We start from the raw sequence: 19,773 nt of genomic DNA on the forward strand, positions 1-19,773 counted from the left end.
TGTTTGCCTGGGCGCACATGCTTTTCGAACTTCAACCTGAATCCAACGGATCCTAGAACACATGGCCAAAACGGACGCTCCGACGCGCTCGCCGCAACCTACCGTCAAATCACACCTGGCTTACACGCTGCTCAGCGGTCTGGTGTTGATGGTTCTGTACACCCTGTTGCGCGTTGCACTGCTGGTTTACAACCGTGAAGGGATCGGCGAAACGCCGGCCTCGTCGTTTATCGAGGCCTTCATTAACGGCTTGCGCTTCGATTTACGTCTGGTGGTTTACCTGCTGATTCCCCTGCTGCTGGCCTTGTTCAGCGCTCGGTTGATGGCAGCGCGCGGATTTTTCCGGTTCTGGCTCACGCTGGTCGCCAGCCTGACCACCTTCTTCGGTCTGATGGAGATGGATTTCTATCGCGAATTCCACCAGCGCCTCAACGGTCTGGTCTTCCAGTACGTGAAGGAAGATCCGAAGACTGTTCTGAGCATGCTCTGGTACGGCTTCCCGGTGGTGCGTTATCTGTTGGCGTGGGCTGTGGTCACCTGGCTGCTGAGCCTGGTGTTCAAAGGCGTTGATCGGGTGACGCGTCCGGCCGGCGGCGTCAATCTGAGCACTTCCAGCAATCGCAGGGTTGCGCCTTGGTACACCCGCGTCGGTGTCTTCGTCGTCTGCCTGCTGATCGCTGTCGTGGCGGCTCGCGGTACGTTGCGTCAAGGGCCGCCGCTGCGCTGGGGCGATGCTTACACCACCGAATCCAATTTCGCCAACACCCTGGGCCTCAATGGCACGCTGACGTTGATCGCAGCCGCCAAGAGCCGGATGTCCGAAGACCGCGATAACATCTGGAAGGGCACGTTGCCCACTGCCCAGGCGCAACAGACTGTGCGCGACATGCTGATGACCGCCAACGACAAACTGGTCGATCCGGATACCGCAGCGGTTCGTCGCAACTTCTCGCCGCCAGCCGACAAGACCCTGCCAATCAAGAACGTCGTAGTGATCCTCATGGAGAGCTTCGCCGGTCATTCGGTCGGTGCTCTGGGCGACGAATCCAACATCACGCCGTACTTCGACAAGCTGTCCAAAGAAGGCCTGCTGTTCGACCGTTTCTTCTCCAACGGCACGCACACCCATCAGGGTATGTTCGCGACCATGGCCTGCTTCCCGAACCTGCCAGGTTTCGAGTACCTGATGCAGACGCCAGAAGGCAGCCACAAACTGTCCGGCCTGCCCCAGTTGCTCAGCGGCGCACGCAAGTACGACGACGTGTACGTCTACAACGGTGACTTTGCCTGGGATAACCAGTCCGGTTTCTTCAGCAACCAGGGCATGACCAACTTCATCGGGCGTAACGACTTCGTCAATCCGGTGTTCTCAGACCCGACGTGGGGCGTGTCTGATCAGGACATGTTCGATCGCGGCGCTCAGGAGCTCAAAGCCAGGGAAGACAAGGGCCGTCCGTTCTATGCGTTGCTGCAGACGCTTTCCAATCACACGCCATACGCCTTGCCGACCAACCTGCCGGTTGAACGCGTGACCGGCCACGGCTCGCTGGATGAGCACTTGACCGCCATGCGTTACTCCGACTGGGCGCTGGGTCAGTTCTTCGAGAAAGCCAAGAAAGAGCCTTACTACAAAGACACCCTGTTCATCGTCGTCGGCGACCACGGCTTCGGCAACAACGAGCAGATCACTGAAATGGATCTGGGCCGTTTCAACGTGCCGATGCTGATGATCGCGCCGGGCATTCAAGAGAAGTTCGGCACCCGTAGCAGCATCGTCGGAACGCAGATCGATATCGTGCCGACCATCATGGGGCGTCTGGGTGGCGACACAGTTCATCAGTGCTGGGGTCGTGATCTGCTGAACCTGCCGGAAGGCGACAAGGGTTTTGGCGTGATCAAGCCCTCGGGCAGCGAGCAGACCGTGGCCATCGTCACCGGTGACCGCATCCTCATCGAGCCCAAGGAAATGGAGCCCAAGATTTACGCCTACACCCTGGGCAACAAGCCCCATGCCGAACTGGTACCGGATGCGCCGGATGTGGCCGAGCTGCGCAAGAAGCTCGACAGCTTCCTGCAGACTGCAACCAAAAGCCTGCTGGACAACACGGCCGGGGTCAAAGACGCCAAGCCATAAGCAGTCCGCTGCATGAAAAAGAGGCCATTGCGGCCTCTTTTTTTTGCCTGCTAAACAGGGCCTTGGGTGACAAACAGGTTGAACGAAAGGGTAAAAAACCAAGTCCGATTTCGGTAGGCCGGTTTGCGGCCTGGTTGAGGAGATATTGATGAAAGTCTGGACCGTTTCGTTTCTGGATAAAGATGGCGTACAGCAAACCCTCGATCTTGAATCCGATCAGCGCCCCAGTGAAGAGGAGGCCGCCCAGCATTTGCGCCCGCACCTGTTTCCGGTCGCAAGCGACCTGGACCTGAATGATCTGGAGGGTCGGACTGCCGAGCCGACGGTGAAAACACTTAAAGAGCAGAACGCGGTACAGATCATTTCGATCGTCGAAGCGTCGTGATTTAACACCTGTCTTGATGAACCGGAAAGCCTTCAAGTGGCAATTGGCAACTCGCTATTAATGGGCGTAGTCTGCCAATGAGGCCGGTGAAGCATCTACCCCAGCCAGCTCGAGTACCGATGCCCGGTGAGGAAAAGCAGTACCGGCCTTGAAGCGACATGCTTGAGTCCCGCGCGGCGGATTGTCCGTCGTGTAGCGGCCCTCTGGGAGAGGACGTTCAGGGATCGTTGAAACTCTATCTATCGTTGTATAGGAGGACGTTTCATGAGCACAGCCTATCAAGAAGACATCAGCAGCAACGTGCTGCGCCGCATGAAGGAAGGCGGTTTCGACTTCGCACGTATCCACCCCATCGAGTTTTATGCTGTCTTCCCGGACGAGGAGCGGGCACGTCAGGCGGCGGATCAATTTCGTGGTGAGTCCCTTAATGCCCAGATCAACGCGCGCGATGACGGCGCCTGGCATTTGCAGCTGAGCAAAGTGATGTACGCCACCTATGACGGGATCGGCGATTTCGAACAGGACCTACAGACCGCAATCGACCCGCTGGACGGCGAAGTTGAAGGGTGGGGCGTGACTCAGGAGATCAGGCGCTTTAATTGAGCCTGTCGGCGGCTGCAAGCCGAAAGCTGCAAGCTGCAAGCAAAAGCGGGCGGTGTCTGTAGCTTGAATCCTACCGCTTGAAGCTTGAAGCTTGCAGCTTACCCCCATGCTTCTCAATGAGGCGCGGGAGAATTGGTTAGAGCTCTTCCTGCACAGGAATGGTGCGAGACGCTACGCCATATTGTTTAACCAACTGATTTTTAAGCGTTTATGCCGCTGGCACGGGCCTTGCGAAGGTCCATGGGTCCATGGTGACAAGGAGTACGGCATGATCCGCACCTTTTATGATGAGATGTACGATGCAGGCGGCGTGGTCCGCCCGCATTATCGGGAATTTGCCCGTTGGTTGGGTGAAGCGCCCCCTGAGCTTCTGGCTCAGCGCAGGCGTGAGGCCGATCTTTTGTTTCATCGCGCCGGGATCACGTTCACCCTGTACGGCGATGAGCAGGGGACCGAACGACTGATCCCTTTCGATACCATTCCGCGCAGTATTCCCGCCAGTGAATGGCGGATTGTCGAGCGTGGTTGCATTCAGCGCGTCAAGGCGCTGAACATGTTTCTCGCCGACCTTTATCACGATCAACGCATTATCAAGGCCGGGATCATCCCCGCCGAACAAGTACTCGCCAACGAGCAATACCAGCTCGCGATGCAAGGCCTGAATCTGCATCGCGACCTCTATTCGCACATTTCCGGTGTCGATCTGGTGCGCGATGGCGATGGCACGTATTACGTTCTGGAAGACAACCTGCGTACACCTAGCGGCGTGAGCTACATGCTCGAAGACCGCAAGATGATGATGCGTTTGTTCCCGGAGTTGTTCGCCGCCCAACGCATCGCACCTATCGATCACTACCCTAATTTGCTGCTCGACACGCTCAAGAGTTCCAGCCCGCTGGATAACCCAAGTGTCGTGGTGCTGACACCCGGGCGCTTCAATAGCGCGTTTTTCGAGCATGCGTTTCTGGCCCGTGAAATGGGCGTGGAGCTGGTGGAAGGCGCGGATCTGTTCGTGCGTGATGATCGGGTGTTCATGCGCACCACCAACGGAGCCAAAGCGGTCGACGTGATTTACCGTCGTCTCGATGACGCGTTCCTCGACCCGCTGGCGTTCAATCCCGATTCGATGCTGGGTGTGCCGGGTCTGCTGTCGGCCTATCGCTCCGGCAACGTGGTCTTGGCAAACGCCATCGGGACCGGCGTTGCCGACGACAAGTCGATCTATCCGTTCGTGACCGACATGATTCGTTTCTATCTGGACGAAGAGCCGATTCTGAAAAACGTGCCGACCTGGCAGTGCCGCAAGCCTGAAGAGCTGTCCCACGTACTGGCCAACCTTGGTGATCTGGTGGTCAAGGAGACTCAAGGCTCGGGCGGTTACGGGATGTTGGTCGGCCCGGCGGCCACCGCTGCCGAAATCGAATCCTTCCGTGCCAGGCTCAAAGCCAAGCCCCATTTGTATATCGCCCAACCTACGTTGTGCCTGTCGACCTGTCCGACGTTTGTCGAGAACGGCATCGCCCCGCGACACATCGACCTGCGCCCGTTCGTTCTGGCTGGCCGCGAAACCCGCGTGGTCCCTGGTGGACTTACCCGTGTTGCGCTGCGTGAAGGTTCGCTGGTGGTCAACTCGTCGCAGGGTGGAGGAACGAAAGATACCTGGGTGGTCGAGGATTAAGGATGCCTGCCAATGCTAAGTAGAACTGCCTCGGATTTATATTGGATGTCGCGCTACCTGGAGCGGGCTGAAAACCTCGCACGGATGCTGGACGTCAGTTACTCGCTGTCCCTGATGCCTCAGGACGGTCGCGGCGATGGCTTGAATGAAATCGCCATGCCGCTTTTGATCACCGGAACCCTGGACGATTATCTGGAGCGTCATGGCGAACTGCATGCCGAACGCTTGCTGCATTTCTTCGCGCTGGATGCCGAAAACCCCGCCAGTATCTACAGTTGCCTCGGCGCGGCGCGGGCCAGTGCGCACGCAGTGCGTGGGCGTATTACCGCGGACATGTGGGAAAACATCAACGCCACGTACCTGGAAATTCGCGGCATCGCCGAACAGGGCCTCAGTCGTTATGGCATGAGCCGTTTTTGCGAGTGGGTCAAGGAGCGTTCGCACCTTTTTCGCGGTGCTACTTACGGCACCATCATGCGCAATGACGCGTTTCGCTTCATTCGTCTGGGCACCTTCATCGAGCGCGCCGACAACACCCTGCGCATGCTCGATGCGCGTTACGAAATGCTTGAGTTGCGCGGTCCTTCCGCCAACGCGGCGGCGGACAGTTCTGCCGCTGGCTACTATCAGTGGAGTGCCTTGCTGCGCGCCTTGTCGTCGTTCGAGGCCTATACCGAGGTCTATCGCGATGCGCCCGGGGCGCGTCAGGTCGCTGAACTGCTGCTGTTGCGCGCCGATATTCCGCGTTCCCTGCGCGCCTGTCTCGAAGAGCTGGACATGATTCTCGCCAGCTTGCCTGGCGCCAATGGACGCCCGGCACAACGCCTGGCGGCCGAGCTTGATGCCCGTCTACGCTACACCGGAATCGACGAAATCCTCGATGAGGGTCTGCATGAATGGTTGAACGAATTCATTCCACTGCTGGCCCAACTGGGTAGTGTTATTCACACATCTTATCTGGAGGCTGCATGAGACTCTCAATTAGCCACGAGACCACCTATCACTACGAGGACCAGGTCCGCGCCAGCATCCAGTATTTGCGTCTGACCCCCCATGACAGCGAACGCCAGCAAGTCTTGAGCTGGCAATTGACATTGCCGCGTCCAGTGCGTGCGCAGGTCGATCCGTTCGGCAATATCCTCCACGTACTGACCCTGGACGAGCCCCATGAAGCGATCGTGATTGGCGCTCGCGGTCAGGTCGAGATCGACGAAAAGCGTGAGGCTGAGCACGAGTCGCAATCTGCGCTGCCGTTTTTGCGCTTCACGCGGCTGACGGAGGCCGACGAGGCCATTCGCAGTTTCGCCGCCAAGGAGTGTGCCGCGCGTCGCGACCGTACTGGCTTGATTGATCTGATGCAGGCGCTCAACCAGCACATCACCTACACGCCAGGTGCGACGGAAGTACATACCAGCGCGGCTGAAGCGTTCGCGAGCAAAGCAGGTGTTTGTCAGGATCACACTCATGCGTTTCTGGCTTGTGCCCGTAGCCTGGGTGTCCCGGCGCGTTATGTATCGGGCTATTTGTACAGCGAGGACAGCGAACATTTAGCCAGTCACGCCTGGGCCGAAGCCTGGATCGACGAGGCCTGGTACAGCTTCGACGTGACCAACCAACTGGCGATTCCTGAACGCCATTTGAAGCTCGCGGTTGGTCTGGATTACCTAGACGCCTGCCCGGTGCGCGGCATGCGTCGCGGCGGTGGCTGTGAGCAGATGCACGCCAAAGTGCTGGTTTCGCCAACAGTTATTTCGGCTGCAACGCCGGATGCCAAGCCGGTTGAGAAAGCGCCAGTGGCGGCGCCGATGATGCAGGTGCAGCGTCAGGGTTAGCGGCGCACCGAATTCATGTAGGCGCGCTTTTGCCCGCGAAAGATTTTTCGTTGACGAATTATTGTCAGACTGTTGAATCCAATCGCGGGCAAGTGCGCTCCTTCAGTCGTACCACGGGCAAGTCTTGGATCTGCCATTTGCTGCCAGTACGCGTTCCCCTTATCCAACCCTCACTCGTTGACATCCCTCCGTAAAAAACCAGAAGACTCAAACGTTCGATATACGGCCAAAACACGCATATTTGATCGTGCAGGGTTTGTGTGGGCGACTACTATCAGTCAGCCGAAGAGACGAGTCATGTTGGGCAAAATCAACAACAAGGTTGTGGCGAAGACGATAAGTCCTGCCTGACGTACTTTCGAATGTTTAAACATGACGTATGCCTTTTTTTGTTATTCCTGAGCGACAGAAGCTTTCCGGCTTCATCGAAAAATGGAAGCGGGCAGCTGGCAAAGGTGAAATCAAAAGAGCAGGTGCTTCGGCAATCCGCCGAAAGCGTGAGCGCTTTAGAAAAGTTTATATGTGCGCCTCTGCTACAGGCTTAACCTTAGAGGCCGCGTGGAATGCCCCTTAGATCCGTTCGCTATTAGGGCTATGAGCTTTAGCGATAAAAGCAGTGGTGGGCATTTGGCTATCGCCCATCGATTCCCCTGCTAGACCCTTTGAAGGGCAATTGCCGCCATCTGATAGCTGACTACCGTTCGTCCGAGGCGCAAACATTCTTCTATTCGATAGCCTGCTAGCCCTCAATACGCTTGAACGCTTACTTCATTACAACCTGCTTGATGACCGTTTGAGTGTTACTGCACAAAAATAACCACAGACAACGAGGGAACCGATGACCGAGGCTTTTATATTTGATTGCGTGCGTACACCCCGAGGCAGGGGTAAGCCAGGTGGCGCTCTCTACAGCGTCAAGCCGGTAAATCTAATGGCCGGCTTGCTTGGCGAGTTACAAGTGCGTAACCACCTGGATACCGCACACGTGGACGACATCGTTTTGGGTTGCGTAACGCCAGTGGCAGATCAAGGCGCCGATATCGCCAGAACCGCAGCGTTGGTCGCCAATTGGGCAGTGAACGTGTCGGGGGTACAAATCAATCGTTTCTGCGCCTCAGGGCTGGAAGCAGTCAATCTCGGCGCAATGAAAATCCGTTCCGGCTTTGAGGATCTGGTGGTGGTCGGCGGTGTGGAATCGATGTCGCGGGTGCCCATGAACAGCGACGGCGGTGCCTGGGTCCAAGACCCTCAGACTAACCTACATACGCATTACACCCCTCAAGGCATCGGAGCTGACCTGATTGCCACAATCGAGGGCTTCCACCGCTACGACGTTGATGCATACGCGCTGCAGTCCCAACAAAAGGCCGGGCTTGCCCAGCAGTCGGGTGCATTCCGCAAATCCCTGGTGCCGGTCAAAGATCAGAACGGCACGTTGTTGCTCGACCACGATGAGTTGGTCCGGGCTGATTCAACGCTTGAGCGGCTGGGCACGCTCAAACCCAGCTTCGAGGCTGTCGGCAAGATGGGCTATGACGCCACGGCGCTGAGGATTTACAGCCACGTCGAACGCATCGACCACGTTCACACCCCCGGCAACAGCTCGGGGATCGTTGATGGCGCGGCGGCGATGCTTATCGGCTCGGCCGAGAAAGGCCGGGAGCTCGGCCTAAGGCCCCGCGCGCGCATCGTCGCCACAGCGGTGACCGGCACTGATCCGACGATCATGCTTACCGGCCCGGCGCCTGCCACGCGCAAAGCCTTGGCGCGTGCGGGCCTGACCCTGAAAGACATCGACCTGTTCGAAGTCAATGAAGCCTTCGCCTCGGTGGTCCTCAAGTTCATCAAGGACCTGAACGTCGATCCGGCCAAGATCAACGTCAACGGCGGCTCCATTGCACTGGGCCATCCGTTGGGCGCGACGGGCTGCGTTATTCTCGGCACATTGCTGGATGAGCTGGAGGCCCGTCAGTTGCGCTACGGGCTGGCGACGTTGTGTGTCGGCGGCGGCATGGGCATCGCGACGATTATCGAGCGCGTCTGAGCCATCTCGGCGTCCACTTCATTTATAAGAACAGCTCCAGGAACACGACCGCATGACTGACGCCATTGAGTACATCGCAGGACCTGATCAGATCGTTACGCTGATCCTCGACATGCCCGATCAAAGCGCCAACACCATGAACGCCACGTACCGCGAAGCCATGGGTCGTATCGTTGACCGGCTGAAGACAGAAAAAGACCAGATCGCTGGCGTAATCATCACTTCCGCCAAAAAAACCTTCTTTACCGGCGGGGACCTGAACGAGTTGATTCAGGTCGACGCTTCGCGCTCACAGTGGTTTTTCCAGATGATCCTCGGCCTCAAGGCCCAATTGCGCGCGCTGGAAACCCTCGGCAAACCGGTAGTGGCGGCCATCAACGGCGCTGCGCTTGGTGGGGGCTGGGAATTATGCCTGGCGTGCCACCATCGCATTGCACTCGATCAGAAACTGCTACGGGTCGGCCTGCCCGAGGTCACTCTGGGGTTGCTCCCCGGAGGCGGCGGCACGGTGCGGCTGGTGCGCATGCTGGGGCTGGAGAAAGCGCTGCCATTATTGATGGAAGGCAAAACCTTGAGCGCCCGGCAAGCTTTTCAAGCAGGCCTGATCGATCAGCTCGCCACTGATGTCGATGACATGCTGGACAAAGCCCGCACGTGGATTCTGGGCAATCCGGCGCCGCAAAAACCGTGGGACCTGCCTGGTTATCAGATTCCCGGCGGCTTGCCGTCACACCCGAAAGTCGCGCAGATGCTAGCGATAGCGCCTTCGGTATTGCGCGCCAGGACGCAGGGCTGTTATCCAGCGCCGGAGAAGATTCTCTGCGCTGCTGTCGAAGGCGCCCAAGTGGATTTCGAAACCGCTCACCTGATCGAAGCGCGTTACTTCACCGAACTCACCACCGGCCAGATCGCCAAGAACATGATCGGCAGCTGGTTCGAACTCAACCGAATCAATGCTGGCCACTCACGCCCCAAAGGTCCACCGCCTTACATTACGCGCAAGGTCGGGATTATCGGTGCGGGCATGATGGGGGCGGGCATCGCCTACGTCAGTGCGTGTGCCGGCATTGATGTCGTGCTCAAGGACGTCAATCTTGCGGCTGCGCAGAAGGGCAAGGATTACTCCATCAGACTGCTGGACAAACATCTGGCTGCGGGACGCATCAGTACCCAGCACCGAGAGGCAACACTGGCGCGGATCAAGACCACAGGTCGGGACAGCGATCTGGAAGGGTGTGATCTGATCATCGAGGCAGTGTTCGAAAATCGGGAGCTCAAGGCACAGGTCAGCGCGGCAGCCGAACAGTTCGTGCTGACCAATGCAGTGATCGCTTCCAACACTTCGACTTTGCCGATCTCCGGGTTGGCGACGTCAGTCGTGCGGCAGGAGCGCTTTATCGGGCTGCATTTCTTCAGCCCGGTGGACAAAATGCGCCTGGTCGAAATCATCAGAGGCGCGCGCACCAATGACATGACGCTGGCACGTGCCTTCGATTTTGTGCAGCAGATCAAGAAGACGCCGATTGTGATCAACGACAGTCGCGGCTTCTTCACCTCTCGGGTGTTCGCCACGTTCACCCACGAAGGCATCGCGATGCTTGGTGAAGGCGTGTCAGCGGTGATGATTGAAACCGAAGCCCGCAAGGCGGGTATGCCGGTAGGGCCATTGGCAGTATCCGATGAGGTATCGCTCAGCCTCATGAGTCACATTCGCCAGCAAGCCCAAAAGGATCTGGCGCAGGAGGGTAAAAGTGCTCCCGAACATGTGGCATATGGGCTGATCGATGTATTGGTCAATGAGTACAAACGTTTGGGCAAGGCTGCGGGTGGTGGCTTTTACGACTACCCGGCGGGCGAGCCGAAGCGCCTCTGGCCTGAGTTGAAAAGCCGCTTTGAAAAGCCGGACGTGCATATCGCCGGGCAGGAAATTCGTGATCGGTTGTTGTTCATTCAGGCCATCGAAACCGTGCGCTGCGTTGAGGAGGGCGTGTTGCTGTCCACGGCTGACGCCAATATCGGATCGATTCATGGCATCGGGTTTCCAGCCTGGACCGGTGGTGCGCTGCAGTTCATCAATCAGTACGGACTCAACGACTTCATCGCCCGCGCGCAGTACCTGGCCGAACGCTACGGCGAGCGTTTCGACCCTCCCGCGTTGTTGCTGGAAAAGGCGCTGAACGGCAAAAGGTTTTAAGCCGGGCCTAAATCAACCAGCGCCACAGCTGAGGTTCAGTCAGCGGTGCGCGTATTACCCAAACGGGCCTTGCCTTGACGTGACGATTCGAGGCAGGCTTGAGCGTGTGCATTTTCGCCTTCAGCGCTTCAGGTATTTTTATGTCGTTACGCATCTGCATCCTTGAAACCGACGTCCTGCGCCCGGAACTGGTCGAGCAATATCAGGGCTACGGGCGGATGTTCGAGTTGTTGTTTGCCCGCCAGCCGATCCCGGCCGAATTCACCGTCTACAACGTTCTGCAAGGTGATTACCCAACGGATGACCAGCAGTTCGACGCTTACTTGGTCACCGGTAGCAAGGCTGACTCGTTCGGCACTGATCCGTGGATTCAAACCCTCAAAACCTATCTGCTTGAGCGCTACAAGAGAGGCGACAAGTTGCTGGGTATCTGCTTTGGTCATCAGTTGCTGGCGCTGTTGTTGGGTGGCAAAACCGAACGCGCGACCCAAGGCTGGGGCGTCGGCACGCATCAGTACACCCTCGCACCCGCAACGCCCTGGATGTCGCCTGCGGTGGACAGCCTGACGCTGTTGATCAGCCATCAGGATCAGGTCACGGAACTGCCCGAAGGCGCGACAGTGATTGCGTCCAGCGAGTTCTGTCAGTTCGCGGCGTACCACATCAACGATCAGGTGCTGTGCTTCCAGGGCCACCCGGAGTTCATTCACGACTACTCACGTACGCTGCTGGATATTCGTCAGGAAGCGTTGGGCGATCAGGTCTACAGCAAAGGCATCGCCAGCCTGGAACAGGAACACCACGGCACCACGGTAGCCGAGTGGATGATGCGGTTTGTGGCAGGTGGCTCGAAGGCGATTTGACGTTAGGTTTAGGGCCCGTATTTAGCACTCCGCCTCCGTAGGAGCGAACTTGTTCGCGAGGCGGTGTACCTGACACACCTCGTCAAGCGCTCGCCAACAAGTTGGCTCCTACAGAAGCGGCAGATCGTTCCCATGCTCCGCATGGTAATAAATCCCCTGACGCTGCGCGTCATCACGCGTGACCACCGCGATACCGCTTCTGCGCGGAGCGCGTAGGAGTCCGGCTTGCCGACGATGGGCTGCGAAGCGGCCCCAAATCCACGCACCTCGGTGCATCAGACAGACCGTGTTCTCAGGTTTTGCTGCCGCTGCGCGCCAGATCGTCCGGATGCGGCCCAGAGCAAGCGACGCTCCTACGGCCTCCGGCCAGAATCAAAAGCGATGCGCGGCGATGGAACGATCAATTCTGCTCGCGCCCGGAGGATCCACCGCGATACCGCTTCTGCGCGGAGCGCGTAGGAGTCCGGCTTGCCGACGATGGGCTGCGAAGCGGCCCCAACTCCACGCACCTCGGTATATCCGACATACCGCATTCTGAAGTTTTGCTGCCGCTTCGCGCCAGATCGTCCGGATGCGGCCCAGAGCAAGCGACGCTCCTACGGCCTGCGGCCAGAATCAAAAGCGATGCGCGGCGATGTAACGATCAATTCTGCTCGCGCCCGGAGGATCCACCGCGATCCCGCTTCTGCGCGGAGCGCGTAGGAGTCCGGCTTGCCGACGATGGGCTGCGAAGCGGCCCTAACTCCACGCACCTCGGTGCATCAGACAGACCGTGTTCTGAGATTTTGCTGCCGCTTCGCGCCAGATCGTCAGCAAGCTGGACTCCTACGGCCTCCGGCCAGAATCAAAAGCCGTCCAAGGACGCGAAATCTAAAGCCGTCCAAAGATGCAGAGTCAAAAATCTGCTAAAAGACACTGCGCCAAATTTCAAAGCCACCCCGATCGCTTGAAACTAGCGAACAGGATCGAGCATCCGCCGACGATCACGCCCAGCACGGCGAAGTAGCCGTAGTGCCAGCTCAGCTCTGGCATGTTCTCGAAATTCATCCCGTAAATTCCAGCAATCGCTGTCGGAAACGCCAGAATCGCTGCCCACGCGGCGAATTTGCGCTGGGTCAGGCTTTGGCGTGATGACTCCAGCAACAATCCGATTTCGATGGTCTGGCTGGCGATGTCTCGCAGGTTGGCCAAGTCTTCCATCTGCCGCTTCACGTGGATCTCCACGTCGCGAAAGTATGGCCGCATGTTCTTGTCGATGAACGGAAAGCTGAGCTTTTGTAATTCCTCGCCAATCTCCACCATCGGCGACACATAACGGCGCAAGCGCAACAGATCCCGGCGCAGGCTGTGGATGCGATGAATATCAGATTCGTTGAGTTCCGTGCTGAGCACGCTGTGTTCCAGCTCTTCGAGCTCGCAGTGGATGGCCTCGGTCACCGGCTGATAGTTTTCGGTGACAAAGTCCAGCAGCGCGTACAACACGAAATCCTCGCCGTGTTCGAGCAGCAGCGGGCGCGCTTCGCATCGTTGTCGTACCAGACCGTAGGATTTCGAGTCGCCGTTGCGCGAGGTGATGATGTAGCCCTTGCCAGCGAAGATGTGGGTCTCGATGAAGATCAGCTTGCCGTTTTCACGAATTGGCGCGTAGGTGACGATAAACAGGGCATCGCCAAAGGTTTCGAGCTTAGGGCGGCTATGAACTTCGAGGGCGTCTTCGATGGCCAGTTCGTGCAGGCAGAACTGCTTTTGCAGCACCGCCAGCTCCTGGGCGTTAGGCTGTTCCAGTCCGATCCAGACAAAGTGTCCCGGTTTGGCTGCCCATTCGGCACCCTGTTCGAGGGTGATGTTGGTCACTTTCTTTCCAGCGCTGTAAACCGCAGCAGCAACGACTCGGCCCATGGTGGATTCGCTTCTTCTTCTAGGTGGCAGGCGCGCAGCTTAGCGCGGATCTATCTGTTCAGAGTCAGCAGAATTGCACGAGTTCGCGCCGGTTTCAGGCATTAGACAGCTGCTGATCCAGCTCTTCGATACAGCGCTGCATCTGGGTGCGGCATTGCTCGATGAGTTCGGGCAGTTGTTCCAGCGTCAGGTGTGAAGTCGGGATAGCGGGGAGGGAGCGGATCAGCACGTTGCCGCTTTCCCGGCGATTGAGCTGCATGTGTTTTGAGTAGGTGCTGACGCACACCGGAACGATGGGCACACCGGCTTCGATCGCCATCTGAAACGCGCCACGCTTGAATGGCAGCAGGCCGTTGCCAAGGTTGCGCGTACCCTCTGGAAACACCCAGATTGAGGTGTCTTTGTTTTGCAGCGTATCAGTTGTCTCGCGTATTGAGCGGCGAGCCTTGAGCGGGTTACCGCGATCAATCAATACGTTGCCTGCCAGCCAGAACAGCTGGCCGAATAACGGCACCCATTTCAGGCTCTTCTTGCCGATGCACACCGTGCGCGGCGGCACGATATTGCCGAAGATGAACAGGTCGTAATTGGATTGATGATTGGCGACCACTACGCAGGGATGAGTTTTCGCGAACACGTCGCCCAGTTCGGCCCTTACGCGTAAACCCAGGATGCGCATGGCGGGCCATGCATATAACCGCGCGCACCAGCGACTGTTATCGGGGTTGAACGGGCGGCACAGCCCCAGCAACACGCCTAGAACTCCCGCCACTACAAAATGCAGGGCCATTAACGACATACGCAGCGCAAACAGCATTCAACCGGCCCACTGGACAAAAGGGGGCGCAGTTTACGGAGGCGTCGGCTAATCGGCAATTGTCGGACAGCTTTGCGAGTACAGGATATTTAAGCGGATGTTGCCGGAAAGCCTTGACCTGACCGAAACGGATCTTATCCGTTGGCGCGAGTGGGCGGTATCCCGACTCGCTCCAACAAAAGCTTGGGCAGTTACAGCGCGTGATGCCTATCAACTTCGATGGCTTTATCGAGCGTTTCGAGAAAGGCCTTACGCACCTTCAGCTTGGTGTTCTTATGCGCGTTCATATTGATTTTTCTCAACTGCAACGCAGCGGTTCGAGCGGCGTCTTGCAGTTCTTCCGGCGCGACAACTTTGTCGAGGAACCCGGCCTGTACTGCACTTTTGGGGTCGAACATCTCGCCGTTGATCACCGAGCGGCCAAAGGCTGAGTTACTCAGACGATTGCGCGCCAGTTCGATACCGGCGTGATGCATGGTCATGCCGATCTGGACTTCATTCAGTCCAATACTGAATGCGCCCTCCACACCAATCCGATAGTCCGCCGACAACAGTAGGAATGCACCCTTGGCCACCGCGTGCCCATTACAGGCGACGACGATGGGCTGTGGATGAGCCAGCATCCGCCTGGCGAGCGAAGAGCCTGCAAACACCAGGTCCAGCGCTGCCTGCGGACTTGATGTCATGATTTTCAGATCGTAACCACCAGACAGAATGCCCGGCTGGCCGGTGAGGATCACTACCGCTCGGTCCTTCTCAGCCTGATCGAGCGCCTCGTTCAGGGCCGTGATCAGGTCGTTGCTGATCGCGTTGACCTTGCCATTGCTCAAGGTCAGCGTAGCGATGCCGTCGTCCAGTTGATACGAGACCAAATCACTCATGACGCGAATCCTTTTTTGTTTTGAAGTGCGCAGAAGTTACCCACCCGCAAGGGGCAGGTAAAGCGCTATGAGTGACTGATAAGTCAGCATTTCAGACCCTCTCGCCGCCGAGTGTAGGCCTGAAGATATCCAGGTGGGACGAGCGGGGGGCTCAGTCGTCGAGTTCGTTCAGGTCTCGGTATTCATCCCAATCCATGCCCAGCGCTTCAGCTGCTTGTCGATGTGCAGCCAGGCGCATCTCCTTGAGTTGCTCAGGGCTGTCAGCAATGAATTGCAGCGCCAGTTCCCAGGTTTCAATGCCCTGACTTTCCGCCTCGTCCTCGAACGCCCAAAGCGTCTGGTTTTTCTGCTCTTCGGGGCTCAGGTCCTGGATTTCAGCCTGCAACACAGGATTGGTGACGATGTACTTCGCCAGTGCAGCTTCGTTCCAGTCGTTTGCGTTCATGCGGCAGTTATCTCCTGTTGTTAGATTTGAGCTCGTGCTTGGCAGGCCGATAGCGGCCATAAGGGAGACCGGATTGTGCTGGATGTGCGCTGCGCATGCCAGCCACTTGCGTTCCGTCGGTCGAGGCGGCGTGTGCGGGGATATGGAGGCTTAAAGTACCGTGATAATTACACCGTAATCTTATCGAATACTGATGCATTCATTTGAGTGTGGTCGTGCAGATTTATCACGTTACTGCCACGCTTAAAAAACACCCGTGACCATTGATCGATTAATCATATGAGGCTGGTGAAGGCGGGCAGTTGATTTTGCAGGCATTCTTGTCAACGTTATTTATCCATATGGCTGGAATATCGAAGTCGGTATCTATTCGGGGGTGTCACGCCCATACTCTCTAGACTATGCAGTCTTGAACTAGCGTTAAAACTGCTTTCTTTCACCCACAATTGTCGAATCCATCAGCGAGCATCAGACGGATTCTTATTCAGTTATCGTGAAAAGGCGCATCGGCATGGACACGTTTAGCAGTAGGCTGAAGCAAGAGCGGTTGAGAAATAAACTGACCCAGCACGCCCTGGCAGAGTTGGGCGGCGTTCAGCCCAATGCCCAAGGACATTACGAAAGCGGACAGAGAATGCCCAAGGCTGATTATCTGGTGGCTACTTCGGGAACGCTGGATGTTACTTACATCATCACCGGCAAGCGTACTTCTGAAGTATTGGGTGATTTAAGTATGGAAGAGAACGATATGCTCGTGGCACTGAGAAAGATGCCAGAGGCAGACCAGAGTGCGTTTAGTCATCTATTCAGCGCTTTGGCGCGTAGCTACTTGTAAGTCTTGCACTTGCAGTAAAATCTATTTGTTGCGTCTTCCCCGGTTAGTTGATGTCGTTAATAACAAACTCTAACGCTAACCTGTGTAATAACAAAACTGCCCGTCCCGTAATTGCCCGCATCTCGCTACGTTAGCGGGTTACAGCCGTTAGCAAGTAGTTGTTTTGTGCTTTTGGCGCTGCGGTGAGTTGATCGGATGCACACCCCAAAAACACAAAACCCCTGATTTCATGTGAGAAGTCAGGGGTTTTATTTACATCAAATTTGGCGGTGAAGGAGAGATTCGAACTCTCGATACAATTTCTTGTATACACACTTTCCAGGCGTGCTCCTTAAGCCACTCGGACACTTCACCGTATCTCTTCAAACATGTTCCGTCTGTCGAGGCGCGCTAATGTAGTCGAAACCTTTGGCGAAGGCAAAACTTTTTTTCAGAATTTTCATGTGCTTAAGCAGAAAAGCCTTCAGCCCTGGCGTCTGCAAGAGGCCAGGGCTGAGGCGTGCGCGAGGGTCAGTCCTTATCAGGCGCCGAAGCCGCCATCGATGGTCAGGCTGGCACCGGTGATGTAGCCCGCTTCCGGACCTGACAGATAGGCCACGAAGCCTGCGATTTCCTCGGCCTTGCCATAACGGGGGATTGCCATAAGCCCCATCAGCGATTCTGCGAAGTCGCTGTCGGCGGGGTTCATGTCAGTGTCCACTGGGCCAGGCTGCACATTGTTGACGGTGATGCCGCGCGGGCCGAGGTCGCGGGCCAGGCCTTTGGTCAGGCCGACCAGAGCCGATTTGCTCATGGCGTACGGGCCACCGCCGCCGAAGGGCATGCGGTCGGCATTGGTACTGCCGATGTTGATGATGCGTCCACCTTCTTTCATATGGCGGGCGGCTTCCTGGCTTGCGATGAACACGCTACGCACGTTGATGGCCAGGGTTCTGTCGAAATCTTCCAGGCTGAATTCATCCAGCGGCGCAATAGCGAGCACGCCTGCGTTGTTCACCAGGATATCCAGACCCTTGAAGGTCTCGGCGGTGGTGCTGACCGCGCGGCGAATGTCGTCGGCGCTTGCGCTGTCGGCCTTGATCGCCAGTGCTTTGCCGCCGGTGGATGTGATGCTGTCTTGCAGTTCGCGAGCCTTGGCGTCGGAACTCACGTAAGTAAAGGCCACCGCTGCGCCTTGTTCGGCCAGACGTTTGACGATGGCGGCGCCGATGCCGCGTGAGCCGCCTTGAACGAGAACTACTTTGCCGCTGAGGTTCGTTGGGTGAGTCATGTCGATCTCCGGAACAGTTGAGTTTTTGAGTGGATGGATTGAGTATCCGCCGTCGATTGCATGCGCAGTAGCCCGTAATCGCTATAGTCTGTGTAAACCAAAAGTTGCGAATGAGTGCGATGGAAAACTTCAGCAGCATCGAATGCTTTGTGCGCAGCGCCGAGGTCGGCAGTTTCGCCGAGGCGGCGCGCCGCTTGAGCCTGACCCCGGCAGCAGTGGGCAAAAGCGTAGCCAAACTTGAAATGCGGCTGGGCGTGCGGCTATTCCAGCGTAGTACGCGCAGCCTGAGATTGACCGAAGCAGGCCAGCGATTTCTCGAAGAAGTCAGCGCCAGCCTTAATACCATCCAGAACGCGGTGGCTAATCTGGCCAGTGCCGAAGGCAGCCCGGCGGGCACGTTGAAGGTGAGTATGGGAACCGTATTCGGCCGGCTGTATATCCTGCCGATGCTGGGTGAATTTTTGCGGCGTTTCCCGGCGATCACGCCAGATTGGCATTTTGATAACAGACAGGTGGATCTTATTGCCCAGGGCTTCGATGCCGCCATTGGCGGTGGTTTTGATTTGCCCCAGGGTGTGGTCGCCCGCAAACTGACCCCTGCGCATCGGGTGCTGGTGGCGTCGCCGAGCTGGGTCGCCGCGCGCACGCCGGTCATTACCCCGGAAGACCTGCACAGCTGCGATGGCATTCTTATTCGCTCGCCTCAGACCGGGCGCATCCGCTCATGGCCACTGAGCAACCAGGCGCAGCAGCAGCGCCCGTTGAGCTTGAAGGTGCGCATGACCATGAGCGATTCGGAAGCCGCCTGCGCGGCGGCGGAGCAGGGGCTGGGCGTTGCGTTGGTCAGCATGCCGTTTGCATTGCCCTATCTGTCAAAAGGGACATTGCAGCGAGTGCTGCCCGATTGGTACGTCGACGACGGCAATATTTCGATCTATTACAGCGAGCACAAACTGCTGCCCGGCAAGACCCGCGCCTTTGTCGATTTCGTGATCGAGCAATTCGCCGAGCAACAGTTAGCCCGGTATTTCAGCGCGCTCTAATGACGTGCCGGTGGACATCACACTGCGGGCCTTCGTACATTTGCGCGCTGCATATCTGAAGGATAAAACATGAAGCTCCAGGCCAACGCCGCGTTGATCGTGATCGACATGCAAAACGGCATCAATCACCCCAAGCTCGGCCGTCGTAACAATGCTCAGGCCGAGGAGCACATGCAGAGATTGCTGGCTGCGTGGCGCGAAGCTCACCGTCCGGTCTTTCATGTACGGCATTTCTCCCGTTCCCCCGACTCGGTGTTCTGGCCGCAGCAATCGGGGGTCGATTATCAGCCGGCATTTGAACCGTGGGAGGGCGAGCAAGAATTGAGCAAGCAAGTTCCGGACGCGTTTTGTCATTCCTTTCTGGAAGCCTGGCTGCGCGCTGACGGCATTTCGCAGATCGTCATCGTCGGCGTGGTTACCAACAATTCGGTGGAGTCGACCGCGCGGGCAGGGGGCAATCTGGGTTTTGAAGTGATCGTGCCTCACGACGCGTGTTTCACCTTCGATCAGCCGGACTTCTTCGGCACGCCCCGCACGGCAGAAGAGGTACACGCTATGTCACTGGCAAACCTGCATGGCGAATACGCCCAGGTGTTGTCCACGGATGAGGTGTTGAATTTTTCCAGAAGATAAACCTCCGAGCGCCGCAAAACCTGTAGGAGCTGATGAGCAACGCGAGGCTGCGATCCAATTTCCCTGACACACCGCATGGGTCGCCTCGCCAACAAGTTGGCTCCTACAGAATGCGGCGGTGCGTCGTCGAGTGAGTCTCTGTAGGAGCGAACTTGTTCGCGAGACGTTCGACCTGACACACCGCATCGGTCGCCTCGCCAACAAGTTGGCTCCTACA

Annotated in this window: 17 protein-coding genes and 1 tRNA gene; 12 read left to right on the top strand and 6 right to left on the bottom strand. The window is 57.4% G+C overall.

The window, feature by feature from the left end:
* Window positions 1–61 precede the first annotated feature (61 nt).
* The 9 genes from ACWKV9_RS08080 (at window position 62) to ACWKV9_RS08120 (ending at window position 11,733) form a co-directional block, all read left to right on the top strand.
* Window positions 62–2,134, top strand: a complete 2,073-nt coding sequence (locus tag ACWKV9_RS08080; RefSeq protein WP_483835566.1) for an LTA synthase family protein — start codon at window positions 62–64, stop codon at window positions 2,132–2,134.
* Window positions 2,135–2,282: 148 nt separating this feature from the next.
* The gene (locus ACWKV9_RS08085) at window positions 2,283–2,519 is read left to right on the top strand and encodes a hypothetical protein (protein ID WP_483835567.1); all 237 of its coding nucleotides are present in this window, start codon (window positions 2,283–2,285) and stop codon (window positions 2,517–2,519) included.
* A 264-nt stretch (window positions 2,520–2,783) separates the two neighbouring features.
* Window positions 2,784–3,122: a ribonuclease E inhibitor RraB gene (locus ACWKV9_RS08090; RefSeq protein WP_483835568.1), complete on the top strand. Its 339-nt coding sequence runs from the start codon at window positions 2,784–2,786 to the stop codon at window positions 3,120–3,122.
* Window positions 3,123–3,390: 268 nt separating this feature from the next.
* Window positions 3,391–4,800: a circularly permuted type 2 ATP-grasp protein gene (locus tag ACWKV9_RS08095; RefSeq protein WP_483835569.1), complete on the top strand. Its 1,410-nt coding sequence runs from the start codon at window positions 3,391–3,393 to the stop codon at window positions 4,798–4,800.
* 12 nt (window positions 4,801–4,812) lie between these two features.
* On the top strand, window positions 4,813–5,772 hold the full coding sequence (locus tag ACWKV9_RS08100; protein ID WP_483835570.1) for an alpha-E domain-containing protein: 960 nt from the start codon (window positions 4,813–4,815) through the stop codon (window positions 5,770–5,772).
* A complete protein-coding gene (locus tag ACWKV9_RS08105) occupies window positions 5,769–6,632 on the top strand; it encodes a transglutaminase family protein (protein ID WP_483835571.1) in 864 nt (287 codons plus the stop codon). The genes ACWKV9_RS08100 and ACWKV9_RS08105 overlap by 4 nt, the downstream gene beginning before the upstream one ends.
* A gap of 838 nt (window positions 6,633–7,470) precedes the next feature.
* The gene (locus ACWKV9_RS08110) at window positions 7,471–8,676 is read left to right on the top strand and encodes an acetyl-CoA C-acetyltransferase (protein WP_483835572.1); all 1,206 of its coding nucleotides are present in this window, start codon (window positions 7,471–7,473) and stop codon (window positions 8,674–8,676) included.
* Between the two features lie 52 nt (window positions 8,677–8,728).
* Window positions 8,729–10,870 (top strand): 3-hydroxyacyl-CoA dehydrogenase NAD-binding domain-containing protein, encoded by a 2,142-nt coding sequence (locus tag ACWKV9_RS08115; RefSeq protein ID WP_483835573.1) that lies wholly within the window; start codon window positions 8,729–8,731, stop codon window positions 10,868–10,870.
* A gap of 140 nt (window positions 10,871–11,010) precedes the next feature.
* Window positions 11,011–11,733: an amidotransferase gene (locus ACWKV9_RS08120; protein ID WP_483835574.1), complete on the top strand. Its 723-nt coding sequence runs from the start codon at window positions 11,011–11,013 to the stop codon at window positions 11,731–11,733.
* A 927-nt stretch (window positions 11,734–12,660) separates the two neighbouring features.
* Here the strand turns inward: ACWKV9_RS08120 and ACWKV9_RS08125 are convergent.
* The 4 genes from ACWKV9_RS08125 to ACWKV9_RS08140 form a co-directional block, all read right to left on the bottom strand.
* Window positions 12,661–13,632, bottom strand: coding sequence for a magnesium and cobalt transport protein CorA (locus ACWKV9_RS08125; RefSeq protein ID WP_483835575.1), 972 nt, complete (start codon window positions 13,630–13,632; stop codon window positions 12,661–12,663).
* 94 nt (window positions 13,633–13,726) lie between these two features.
* A complete protein-coding gene (locus ACWKV9_RS08130) occupies window positions 13,727–14,449 on the bottom strand; it encodes a 1-acylglycerol-3-phosphate O-acyltransferase (protein WP_483835576.1) in 723 nt (240 codons plus the stop codon).
* A 191-nt stretch (window positions 14,450–14,640) separates the two neighbouring features.
* Window positions 14,641–15,330, bottom strand: coding sequence for a crotonase/enoyl-CoA hydratase family protein (locus ACWKV9_RS08135; protein ID WP_483835577.1), 690 nt, complete (start codon window positions 15,328–15,330; stop codon window positions 14,641–14,643).
* A 151-nt stretch (window positions 15,331–15,481) separates the two neighbouring features.
* On the bottom strand, window positions 15,482–15,775 hold the full coding sequence (locus ACWKV9_RS08140) for a DUF6388 family protein (RefSeq protein ID WP_483835578.1): 294 nt from the start codon (window positions 15,773–15,775) through the stop codon (window positions 15,482–15,484).
* Between the two features lie 511 nt (window positions 15,776–16,286).
* Between ACWKV9_RS08140 and ACWKV9_RS08145 the strand changes: the two genes are divergently transcribed.
* Entirely contained in the window at window positions 16,287–16,610 is a 324-nt protein-coding gene (locus ACWKV9_RS08145) for a helix-turn-helix domain-containing protein (RefSeq protein WP_483835579.1), read from the top strand.
* Between the two features lie 264 nt (window positions 16,611–16,874).
* Here ACWKV9_RS08145 and ACWKV9_RS08150 read toward each other — a convergent pair.
* Both ACWKV9_RS08150 and ACWKV9_RS08155 read right to left on the bottom strand, forming a co-directional pair.
* Window positions 16,875–16,964: transfer RNA gene (locus ACWKV9_RS08150), tRNA-Ser, on the bottom strand.
* Window positions 16,965–17,130: 166 nt separating this feature from the next.
* The gene (locus ACWKV9_RS08155) at window positions 17,131–17,880 is read right to left on the bottom strand and encodes a 3-oxoacyl-ACP reductase family protein (protein WP_483835580.1); all 750 of its coding nucleotides are present in this window, start codon (window positions 17,878–17,880) and stop codon (window positions 17,131–17,133) included.
* A gap of 119 nt (window positions 17,881–17,999) precedes the next feature.
* Here ACWKV9_RS08155 and ACWKV9_RS08160 point away from each other — a divergent pair, with 119 nt between their 5' ends.
* Window positions 18,000–18,923, top strand: coding sequence for a LysR family transcriptional regulator (locus ACWKV9_RS08160; RefSeq protein WP_483835711.1), 924 nt, complete (start codon window positions 18,000–18,002; stop codon window positions 18,921–18,923).
* A gap of 69 nt (window positions 18,924–18,992) precedes the next feature.
* Window positions 18,993–19,556 carry a cysteine hydrolase family protein gene (locus tag ACWKV9_RS08165; protein ID WP_483835581.1) on the top strand — a complete coding sequence of 188 codons (564 nt, stop codon included), beginning with the start codon at window positions 18,993–18,995 and terminating at the stop codon, window positions 19,554–19,556.
* Window positions 19,557–19,773: the final 217 nt, after the last annotated feature.

The sequence above is a fragment of the Pseudomonas corni genome (genome assembly GCF_057128765.1).